This window comes from Acetomicrobium mobile (genome assembly GCF_937920065.1).
In genome coordinates this window covers 1-10,372 of sequence record NZ_CALETC010000059.1, presented here as the reverse complement: position 1 = coordinate 10,372, position 10,372 = coordinate 1, and the positions used below count along the sequence as shown (strand labels likewise).

The 10,372-nt window shown below is 43.9% G+C and carries 13 protein-coding genes and 1 riboswitch; of the genes, 2 read left to right on the top strand and 11 right to left on the bottom strand.

Annotation, left to right across the window (positions count from 1 at the left end; translation table 11 throughout):
- From Q7P41_RS02115 to Q7P41_RS02065, 11 genes are all read right to left on the bottom strand, one after another.
- Positions 1-120, bottom strand: a 120-nt coding sequence (locus tag Q7P41_RS02115; protein ID WP_303881766.1) for a biopolymer transporter ExbD, incomplete at its 3' end; no start/stop codon positions are given.
- Positions 117-1,001 carry an ABC transporter substrate-binding protein gene (locus tag Q7P41_RS02110; RefSeq protein WP_303881763.1) on the bottom strand — a complete coding sequence of 295 codons (885 nt, stop codon included), beginning with the start codon at positions 999-1,001 and terminating at the stop codon, positions 117-119. The genes Q7P41_RS02115 and Q7P41_RS02110, both read right to left, overlap by 4 nt.
- The gene (locus tag Q7P41_RS02105; RefSeq protein WP_303881765.1) at positions 994-1,614 is read right to left on the bottom strand and encodes a MotA/TolQ/ExbB proton channel family protein; all 621 of its coding nucleotides are present in this window, start codon (positions 1,612-1,614) and stop codon (positions 994-996) included. The genes Q7P41_RS02110 and Q7P41_RS02105 overlap by 8 nt, the downstream gene beginning before the upstream one ends.
- Positions 1,615-1,665: 51 nt before the next feature.
- Positions 1,666-2,175, bottom strand: coding sequence for an energy coupling factor transporter S component ThiW (gene thiW / locus Q7P41_RS02100; RefSeq protein ID WP_303881762.1), 510 nt, complete (start codon positions 2,173-2,175; stop codon positions 1,666-1,668).
- 38 nt (positions 2,176-2,213) lie between these two features.
- Positions 2,214-3,140 carry an ABC transporter substrate-binding protein gene (locus tag Q7P41_RS02095; protein ID WP_303881761.1) on the bottom strand — a complete coding sequence of 309 codons (927 nt, stop codon included), beginning with the start codon at positions 3,138-3,140 and terminating at the stop codon, positions 2,214-2,216.
- A 63-nt stretch (positions 3,141-3,203) separates the two neighbouring features.
- Positions 3,204-3,950 carry an ABC transporter permease gene (locus tag Q7P41_RS02090; RefSeq protein ID WP_303881760.1) on the bottom strand — a complete coding sequence of 249 codons (747 nt, stop codon included), beginning with the start codon at positions 3,948-3,950 and terminating at the stop codon, positions 3,204-3,206.
- The gene (locus Q7P41_RS02085) at positions 3,943-4,686 is read right to left on the bottom strand and encodes an ABC transporter ATP-binding protein (protein WP_303881758.1); all 744 of its coding nucleotides are present in this window, start codon (positions 4,684-4,686) and stop codon (positions 3,943-3,945) included. The genes Q7P41_RS02090 and Q7P41_RS02085 overlap by 8 nt, the downstream gene beginning before the upstream one ends.
- A gap of 65 nt (positions 4,687-4,751) precedes the next feature.
- Positions 4,752-4,860, bottom strand: a riboswitch (TPP riboswitch).
- A 67-nt stretch (positions 4,861-4,927) separates the two neighbouring features.
- Entirely contained in the window at positions 4,928-6,019 is a 1,092-nt protein-coding gene (locus Q7P41_RS02080) for an ABC transporter ATP-binding protein (protein ID WP_303881757.1), read from the bottom strand.
- Positions 6,003-6,644, bottom strand: coding sequence for a molybdenum ABC transporter permease (locus Q7P41_RS02075; protein WP_303881756.1), 642 nt, complete (start codon positions 6,642-6,644; stop codon positions 6,003-6,005). Before Q7P41_RS02075 ends, Q7P41_RS02080 begins: the two co-directional genes overlap by 17 nt.
- 2 nt (positions 6,645-6,646) lie before the next feature.
- Positions 6,647-7,396: a molybdate ABC transporter substrate-binding protein gene (gene modA, locus Q7P41_RS02070; RefSeq protein WP_303881755.1), complete on the bottom strand. Its 750-nt coding sequence runs from the start codon at positions 7,394-7,396 to the stop codon at positions 6,647-6,649.
- Between the two features lie 157 nt (positions 7,397-7,553).
- Positions 7,554-8,744 (bottom strand): coenzyme F420-0:L-glutamate ligase, encoded by a 1,191-nt coding sequence (locus Q7P41_RS02065; RefSeq protein ID WP_303881753.1) that lies wholly within the window; start codon positions 8,742-8,744, stop codon positions 7,554-7,556.
- Positions 8,745-9,025: 281 nt separating this feature from the next.
- Here Q7P41_RS02065 and Q7P41_RS02060 point away from each other — a divergent pair, with 281 nt between their 5' ends.
- Positions 9,026-9,904 (top strand): lysophospholipid acyltransferase family protein, encoded by an 879-nt coding sequence (locus Q7P41_RS02060; RefSeq protein ID WP_303881751.1) that lies wholly within the window; start codon positions 9,026-9,028, stop codon positions 9,902-9,904.
- Positions 9,904-10,372, top strand: a 469-nt coding sequence (locus Q7P41_RS02055) for an endonuclease (RefSeq protein WP_303881750.1), incomplete at its 3' end; no start/stop codon positions are given. The genes Q7P41_RS02060 and Q7P41_RS02055, both read left to right, overlap by 1 nt.

The window sequence follows — 10,372 nt, the reverse complement described above, 5'->3', positions numbered from 1 at the left end:
AACTGTAATGCTTCCTTGGACAAAGGTTGCAGTTAAGACGAAAAAAATGATCAATTGAAAGACGACATCTACTAAAGAGGTCAATTCAATTTCTGGAGAAGTCCTTCTTTTTGATCTCATCGAAGGGAGCGTTCCTCCTTAGAGGCCCTGTTTAAGGCTTTGATTAGCATATCCGCACTTTCAAGAACTCTAGGTCCAGGATGAAGGAGCACTTCTGCTTCGAAGGAGACAATTCCTCCATTTTTTGCCTTAATTGGCAGGTCCCCCATTATGCTTATGAAATCCCTTGCCGTGATGGACATGCCCTTACTTGCTTGCACCAAAAATATCACATCAGGATTGAAGGACAGCAATTCTTCCTTACTCATCACGGGAAAGGAAAACCTCTTGCTTCCTGCTGTATTTGTAATGCCCAATGATTCCATGATATCGCTGATGTAACTCCACCCCCCGGCAACTATTAAAGGGTCATGCCATACCACCACTAGCATCGACACGGGTTTTTTATGATTTTTTGACGCTAGAAGCTTTCTTTCCTCTAGTCCTTTTTCAATTTCTTCCCATACTTCCGTTGCTTTCATTGTCTTGTCAATTTTAGCTGCTATCGTAAAGAAGGCTTCCCTTACGTCATTCAACCTGTGGTGCAGCGTCAATTCTAAAGTGTCAATGTTAAAGGTCCGGAGGCGTTTTAACAGGTCGTGATGGAAAATCTTTTCGCCTATGACAAGATCGGGTTTTAAGTTAAGTATTTTTTCGAGCGAAGGGTTTATGTTGCCGCCGACACTTTGTATTTTTGATACTTCAGGAGGAAAGGTATCATAATCCGTTACTCCCACTACGAAATCAATGGAATCCAAAAAATATAATGACTCAGTGATGCTTGGTGCTAGCGAAACAATTCTTTCGTACTTTTGGTCTGCCGTTGCTGAAGGTATAAAAACCCAGCTTAAGATCGCCCACAAAAGATAGGCCAAACACACCTGTTTCTTAAAATTACTCATGCTCCATTTTTCCTCGTAATAACTTTTCCCTCAAGATAAAATCGGTTCCTCTCCAAAGGGATTCCTCCGCAGCGTCGATTTTCGATGAAAACCATGAATAACATAATACAGCAGGTATTGCGACGGACAATCCGGCGACGGTGGTTAGCAAAGCCTCCCAAATGCCCGAGGCAAGCAGGGCCATATTAGCAGCTCCTTCGGACTCAGCAACAGCTCGAAAGACATTGACAATCCCCAAAACGGTGCCCAGAAGTCCCAGTAAAGGTTCAACACGGGCAATCGTGGAAAGAAGGGTTAGTCCCTTTTCCCACCTGTAAATTTCGTGTCGGACCTCTTGTTCCAATAACATTTTTAGCGCTTCGGATGGCGCCTGCCAATGGTCTACTGCTGCACGAAACAGGCGATGTAGTGAAGTTTCTTTTTCGCGAACTAAGGAAGACGCTCCTTCAGCATCTCCTTTGTATAGCAATTCACCCAATTTGTGCTCCAGTGGTTCCGGGTTTGTCCACGACTTCGTGTAAAACCAAAAGCGTTCAATGACAACTGCCAGTCCGATTATGGAAACCAACAATATTGCATACATACACGGACCGCCCATTTCCATCAAGCGCATGAAACTCAAAGATTATCACCCCTGCGTTTTATATCATAGAAAAGAATAGCATTATATGTTCGATCTGCCAATGTTTTTCTGAAACCAGCCAGCCTTGCTAAAAGCGAGGAGGAGTGCAAACCCGAGGAAAGAGCCAGGAACGCTACTTAAAAGAAAGGCAGACATTATTAACCACAGAGCTGTCTCCTTGCCGATTGTCGGCGCCAAGATATAAACGCTTATAATAGCTCCTATTATTCCCGTGCCCAGAGGTTCCGTTAAGGCGGCATAATATCTCTTGTTTTTAAGGAGTCTAGCTGTGATGCCCACAACTAAAGCTCCTGGTATGCTACCTGGAAAGGCAAATAATGTTCCGGTACCTAAAGCATTTCTAATTATACTCGCAGTTAAAGCTGCACCTGCTGCCCACCACGGTCCAAGCAATACCCCTGATATTGCATTAATCGCATGTTGAAAGGGAAAGCAGCGAGTCGGACCCACGGGAATGCTGAATCCCGATAGAAGGACTGCCATTGCAGCAAAAAGAGCCGCTAAGATAAGGTTTTTCAACGTGGCCTTCATAACTTTTATGTGCCTCCTTTGTCTTAACTTTTGGGTTTTTAGTCCTTCCATAAAAGCTGTTTTGCGTCAACCTGATGCTCTATCAGCCCCACTTGAAGCGCAAAGTCTGCGAAGGCTTGCCATCGTTCAGCCTCGAGGTTTTGGTTTTCGGCGTAAAAAGGCAAAGTCTTTTCGAAAGCGCGTTTTTCAAGTTTTTTGTCCGATTCGGGTACGGCCTTGAAGTAATGGTCGAGAGCTTCTTCGGGAGTATCCTTACTTATTTCTATGGCCTTAGACAAAGCTCTTCTGAAGGAGGAGATTGTCTTCTTGTTTTCTTTGGCAAATTTTGGATTAGCAATTACTACAAGTTCATCGTAATCGGGAAATCCATATTCTTCCAGTGCAAAGTAACCAGGCGCATATCCTTCAAGCTCTAGTTCCACTACTTCATAATTTCTAAAACCACCCATTACGGAATCGACCCTTTTCGATACCAAAGAGGGTATGATCGCAAATTCTATATGTATTAGTGTGTAATCTTTAATTTCGTTTAGTTCACAAAAAGCCCTGGCCAGCACGTCTTCCATCCCAGCGACGGTATAGCCCATTAACTTTCCATTCAGGTCCTGGGGTTTTTCTATACCACGATCTTTGATGTACAAAACAGTGGATAGAGGATGGCCTATAAGCCTGCCTATGACTAATACTGGAACACCCTCCGATGCTGCAACTAAAGCTTGTGGCTCGTAACTGATTCCTAATTCCGCTCTGCCCGCTGCAACCAGTTTCAGCGCATCAGCGCTTTCTGAGGGTGACGTTATGTTTATCTTTAGACCTTCCTCTGCGAAAAACCCCTTTTCTTGTGCTACATAAAGCGGCAAGTGGTCAACGTTTGGAAACCAATCCAATACTAACGTCAAATTCTCTCCTCTTGCCGGAACCGTAAAAAGAAGAAAAATCAACACTGCCAAACCTATGCGTTTCACTCTAAAATCGCCTCCTGTTTAAATATCGTTTAATTAGCTAACCTAACATTTAATAACGATAAATTAATTCTTTGTATCGTTCAGCCAAAATAAAAAATGTTTTTCCAGTTTGCCTACTAGCAACCACATCCCCATACCCATAGCGCTTAGCCAGACCAGGGCTGCAAAGAGCATGTCAGTTCTCAATCTGGCGTTCATTTGAATCATCAAGTATCCTAAGCCCTTTTGAGCACCCACCCACTCCCCAAGTACGGCTCCAATGGTAGCGACAGCGACGGCCATCTTAAGCCCGGCAAAAAATGAGGGCAGGGCGGCTGGCCAATAAAGAAAGCGCATCTTTTTCCAAAAAGATGCATCGAGGAGGTCAAAAAGCACCTCATAATCCGGATCAACTTGTTTAAAACCAGAGTGCAGCGAAACGGTCAAAGGGAAAAATATTACTATAGTTGCCATGATGATCTTGCTCAAAAGTCCATACCCGAACCACACGACAAGCAAGGGGGCTAAAGCGAAGATTGGTATGGCCTGCGATATGACGAGAAAAGGTGTTATTGCGGCATCAACGCTTGGAAAGCTGAACATGACTATTGCAAGAGGTATAGATATGGCAAGGCTGATCATTAAACCGAGTAAAATCTCGACTGCAGTAACCAGCGTGTTTTCTAAAAGCAGAGGTGCTTGAGAAAAACACGTATATATAATAAGACTTGGAGCAGGAAGTATGAATTTAGGAATGTGTAAAAGGTTTACCAAAATTTCCCATATCAAGAGGATAAAAATTAATACCGAAAAGGATGTTCGACTATGCATTGATGAGCTCTCCTTTTAGCGTAAAAAATATGTTTTCTGCCATCTCCGCTAGCTCGAAGTCCAAATGATACCTGGGCTTTGGTAAATTGCTCAAGTCAATCTCCTTTATTATGCGCATAGGCAGGTGTGAAAGTAAAAATATCTTATCCGCGAGCATTAAAGCTTCCATGATGTCATGGGTGATCATCAATACGGTTTTATCGAATTCCAATTGGATGCGCAAAATTTCCTTTTGAAGCGATTGACGCGTGAGTGCGTCAAGAGCTGAAAGAGGTTCGTCTAGCAAGAATATTTCTCTGTCAAAAAGCAATGTGCGGACCAAAGCGGCTCTTTGGCGCATGCCTCCAGATATTTGATAGGGTAAGTAATGCTCAAATCCTGATAAGCCAAATCGGGATAAAAGACGTTTTGCCTCAGATTCTCCGGTTTTTGTATCTCTCTTTAAAGTTTTTATCGGGATTAAAACGTTGTCTAAAATGTCGAACCATGGAAGCAGCAAATCCTTTTGGAGCATCATTGCGGTATTTTCTTTCAAGTTTAGTAGCTTTAGGCCCTCCCACTCTATGTGACCGCTGTCAGAGGACTCTATCCCGGCAATGACGCGAAATAAAGTGCTTTTACCGCATCCAGAAGGTCCTAAGAAGGCGGCAAAACTTCCCTTTTCTACCATGAAGCTTATATTTGTAAATACAGCGAGATCTGAGTAAATTTTACTGATGTCGCAAACCCTTAACAAATTAAAGCCGACCTCCTTGTTTAAGGATCAGTCGGCATATTGGGGAAGGAATTATTTTTTGAAGGCCTGAAAACCTACACCTTCCCTACGCCGGCATGACCCGGATCAGGTTCTAAGGGTCGAAGCTTTTTTAGCTTCCTCTCAGTCGGTAAACCGACTCCCCCAGGACACATATACAATTTTAACACAAAATTTCATCGCTTGCTATGTAAACTTCTTTATGTTTATGCTTTAAGCTAGCTCATCTCGGTGGATCACATTCTTGAGTGAGTACGTATATCATTGACGGCTTTATGCTAAATGAAACATTTTGCCCTTCATGCAGGTTTAAAGTGGAATAAGAATCTTTGGGATGTTCTGTGTGCCATTCTATTCCGGCACTATGAATGTAAAGTCGTACTAAGTGGTTCATCTCGATCCTTTCTATTATCTTTCCCTCCATGACGTTGGGCCTTAATTCCGGGTCAACGGGAAGGTCTGGGTAAAGCAATTTGACGTGATCGGGAGGTATAAAGACGGTGACCTTTCCTTTTGCCGGGCCTGTGGGTTGTAATAGTTTTAGTTTTCCCCCAGGCCAACTGAGCCAATGGTTTCCTTCCTCCGTTATGATTTCGCCCTGTACCAGAGTTCCCCAACCCAAGGAATGCCAAACATTTTCCTGGCTTTGGGGGTCCCAAAGTTTGTTTGCATCAATAGCGGCAGTTATAGATCCGTCGCGAATTAAAAAAACCTTGGTTGCCAGCGAGCACACGTCTTCTACGTCATGAGTAACATACAAAATCGGGATCCTTATTTCAAGAAATAAGTTTTTTAACTCCCTCCTTAATGCCCGACGCATTGGTCCCTCCAGTGCGCTAAAAGGCTCATCAAGTAGCAAAAGATCGGGCTTGGGTGCAAGCGCTCGAGCTAGAGCAACGCGTTGCTTTTGACCACCTGACAGCTGATGAGGCATTCTCTCGTAAAGTCCTTCCAGCCTCATCTTGTCAAGCCACTTCTGGGCAAGCCGCCACTTATTTGGTCCCTTTAATCCGTATGCAACATTCTCTATCGCAGACAAGTGAGGAAATAGGGCCAATTCCTGAAAGACTAACCCAATCTTCCTTGCAGCCGGCTTTAGAAATGTAGAAGAAGCGGAGTCGTACAAGATACGCCCTCTAAGGTTGATTTTACCTCGGTCAGGCTTGACGAGGCCAGCTAAAACATTCAAGGTTTGACTTTTCCCTGCGCCGCTGGGGCCAAAAAGCACACCTATTTCCTCTCCCAGATGGAGCGAAACATCTAAATGAAAGTTTCCAAGCATTTTAGAGAAATTTGCCTCAAGACAATCCTGCATGCTTTCCCTCCAGCTTTTTAACGATTGATAGACTGGCTATTCCAAGAATAGTCAATAAAAGGGCCGCTAAGTTCGCCTCAAAAAACTTCATGGACTCAACTCTGCTGTAAATATAAAGCGGCAACGTCTGAGTTCTTTCGGGTATGTTTCCCGCTATCATAAGCGTAACACCGAAATCTCCAAGGGCCCTCATGGAAGCCAGGGCAAGGCCGGCCATCAAGGATGACCTTGCCAAAGGAAAGGTGACCCTACAAAACACTCTAAGTTCATTGTCTCCTAAGGTGCGGGCGGCCTGTTCGAGCTTCTCATCTACAGAGCAAAAGCCCGACTTTGCAGCTTGTATCATTATTGGCAAAGAGGGAAAAAGAGGCGCTAAAGCGGCTGCCGGAAAAGAAAAAAGGATCCTGGATTCCCTTATAAAAGGAATATGAGACAATGTCATAAGGAGGTACAATCCTAAAACGGAAGGCGGAAGGACGATTGGCAACACTACTAGAGTATCGACCAATGTCCTGCCTTTGAATTGCTTTTTAGCCAATGTCCAACCTATTAAAGTACCCATGAAAAAAAGTATAGGAACATCTATGATCAGCACCTTTAGGCTTACAATAAAAGATGGCGTCATCTTTATCGCACCGGCTCAAAACCCCATTTAATCCAAATGTCATAACTAGCTTCGGACCTGATGTAATGCCAGAAGGCCTCGATATTTTTGGTAGCCTTGCCCTTTACAAGTCCGCCACTATTTTCTAGTGGATCCACCGGTAAGATAACGTAACTTCCTTCATTTAGTTTTTTTGCCACAGATAGCGAAAACATCCCGATATCGGCCCCACCTGTTTTAGCTGCCAATGCGGCTTGTTCTACATTGCCCATTATCACTAACCGGTTTTCTTTTAAAAGCTCGTCGTAAATTCCCATTGTTTTTAAATATTCCGCAGCGGCTTTGCCAAAGGGAGCTGCTTCCGGATCTGCAATGGCTATGCGAACGTCCTTTCTTTCTATCGTTTCCAAAGTGATGGTTTCTTCTTTTAGCCACCATGCCACGACTGGGGACGTTGCCATTGGGGACACCTCATAAAGCAATTCCTCACTTTCAAGTTTTTTGGTCCATTCGGGACTTGCCGATAAAAATAACCCAAAAGGTGCTCCAGCTATTATCTGGGATGCTAGTTTGCCCGATGCTCCGGAAACGATTTTGGGTGGGGTTCCTAGACCATGGTTTTCAAATTGGGTAGCCAATTCGTTTATGCATTCGTGCATGCTCGCAGCAACAGCTACCACATCATCCGTTGGGGCGGCGAGGACAAAAGAGGGAGACAAAAATGATACTATCACGACCATAACCGCTAAACCCTTACTTAACCGGGATAACATAAAAATGACGCCTCCTTTAATTTATTTAGATGCTTTAAGTGATGCAATTTCGTGGGTCTTGATGTCGGCATCTAAAATTAAATATAAGCTACAGAAAGAGGAAATGCAACTATGTTGCAAATAATTAATTTCGTCCCGGTCATCCTTGCCAAATTGATTACCATTCTGATGTGTAATCGTCAAAGTAGCCCTGCACATGCACAATGGGAGTGCCTTTGTCTCCGCTTCCGCTTACAAGGTCGCATAAACTTCCTATAAGGTTGGTGTACATGCGTGGGGTGGTACCTAATGTTTCAGTGGCATCCAAATTTGAAGCTTTTTTCTTTAGGATGCGGTCCTTGATCACCTCATCGATACTACCTTCTTGCGCCTCAAGTTCTTTGTCGACGACGTATTTTAATTTGATCTCGCGGGGTGTCCCGATCAAGCCTTTGGTAAAACCGGGTGAGACCACTGGATCTGCAAATTCCCAAATTCCAGTCTTTGGATCTTTGAAGGCGCCGTCCCCGTACACCATGACTTCCACCTCAACTTGACAGGTATCTTTGATTAGGGACTGTATTTTCTCGCATATTTCTTGGCTGTTGCGGGGAAAAAGTTTCAACCTGTCTTCCGATGCCGTATTGGATCCCAGCAAGCCGTATTCGGAGTTATAACCACTGCCATTCACAGGTTCGGTGAGCAGGTCGTCCAAGCCGAGCACCACGGAAGCCCCAGCCTGTTTTGCGATCTTTTTTGTCCAATCCCTTTCATGAATGTTGGCTACCAGAATTTCCTTTGCGTATTTTAAGGCGATTTTCGGATCGTTTGAAAAATATATGTGCATTTTACCCTCAGGCGCAACGCTTTTATATAGATCGACGTAATCAACGTTTGTGAATGGATGTCTTAGCGAAAGTCCTTTTATGGACCTATAATCTTTTTCTTCGAGCGTGTCAACGTAAGGGTTTATGCCCTTTTCGTACATTACCTCTCTGTTCATTAGTGGGTTGCCAACCTCGTCGTTAGGATAGTTTAGAAAAAGATGAACGGTTTTGCCTGTCGCAATGATGCCTTTAAGGATTAAAAAAAACCTATTTCGGCTTAAGATCGGAAAAAGGACCGCGATTTCATCTGCCTTCATTTTTCGGGATAAATCATTAGCTACGTCGTGTATTGTTGCATAGTTGCCCTGAGCTCTGGCGACAAGCGATTCAGTGATCCCTATTACGTCTTTGTATCGCAAAGAAAAACCTTCTTCTTTGCATGCTCTTTTGATGGAGTCTACGACCACCGAAACTATGTCATCGCCTGTCTTTATCAAAGGTGCCCTGATGCCTCGCGCTACTGTGCCGACCCTTCGCGCCATGGCAATCACTTCCTTTCGATTCGATCGATGTCTGAACCCTTCATGACCGATGGATAATATAGCATAATTCGTTGTTTTTTATTTAATTAAGCCCAATATTTCTGAAGTTGCTACGAAAGCCCAGATATCTCCTGAGAGGAAGAATGTAAAAAATACTGATATGATATGTCAAGTCCTTTATGATAATTTATATTAGCGTTGTTGCTATTCATGATTTGTTAAAAAATTTTTATAATGTTCTTTCGAGCTTAAAGGGTATCTAAGGCGGTGATTTATGGTTCATGACTAAAGATCTGATATGGTTTGGCATACAATATCTTAGCGTTCAATCGCGCATGTTGCCTCATTCTGCTGCTTTGTCCCTGGGTGGAACTTTAGGGCGTATCGTGTGTGCGTTAAGTAAAAAGAGGGTCTCAAAAGCTGTCCGCAGATGTTCAAAGATCTTGGGTTGCAATTTAGCGGTAGCAAGAGATATTGTCACTAAATCTTACATCAATTTGGGTCGCAGTGTCGTGGAATTTCTCAGCCTGCCTAAATTAAGTAGCAGAATTGACGAAATAGTTACTGCACATGGCATAGAAAATCTCAATGATGCCCTTGCATGCGGCAGAGGGGTGATATTGCTTACAGCTCACCTCGGTAATTGGGAGCTGGCGGCGGCCTACTTGGGTATTAAAAGATATCCTATAAAGGCGATAGGCGCGGAACAAAGGGATCCCCGCATTACTGACTTAATTTCTGATCTTAGAGCTTCATGCGGTGTCGAAACCATTGGGAAGGGCTTTGATTTAAGGAGTGCCATTCGTTGTCTTCAGGAGGGAAATATCTTGGGGGTGTTGCTAGACCAAGACGCGCGTGACAAAGGAATAATCGCTCCTTTCTTGGGGCATCCGGCGAGTACGCCCTACGGGCCTATAAAGATGGTACAAAAGAGGCGGTCCCCCATCGTCCCACTGTTCATAATTCGCAGAAAGGATGGCGTCCGGCATGATTTATACTTTTTGCCTACTTTGGAAGAAACCGTCGAGGATTTTTACGATAAGCCTATTGAAGAAAACGTGCGCATATGCAATGATATCTTGTCTGACTGGATTTTGCGACATCCTGAACAGTGGCTGTGGCTATATCCCAGATGGGCATCTACGTTAGGTGATAGGTAATGTATCTAGGTTTGGACCCTGGCAGAGATAAGGTTGGTTTTGCCTTCGTAAATGAAGAGGGCGTACTCCTTTGTTCTGGCATATTTCAGGCGGAATCTTTTGAAGCATTCTTATCGGCTTTGATAGGGGAAAATTGGGATTACATAGGATCATACAAACTCGAGGGCAGTATTTCTGCACTTTTCGGCCAAAAACTTGAGGTTGTATTGCTTGGTGGAGGGACTACGTTTAAGGATTTCGAACAGGTATTGCAGAGAAATGGAATTAGGTACGAAATTGTGGACGAGTCTTTCACAACGCTCAAGGCGAGGAAGGCCTACTTCCAGATTCACCCTCCAAAGGGGTTACGTAGATGCATACCGTCGTCTCTTTTGATTCCAAAACGAGATGTAGACGATTTGGCGGCTTGGGAGCTTGTCAAAAAATGGTTGCAGAATAAAGATATCCACGGGGGCGTATCATATGGAT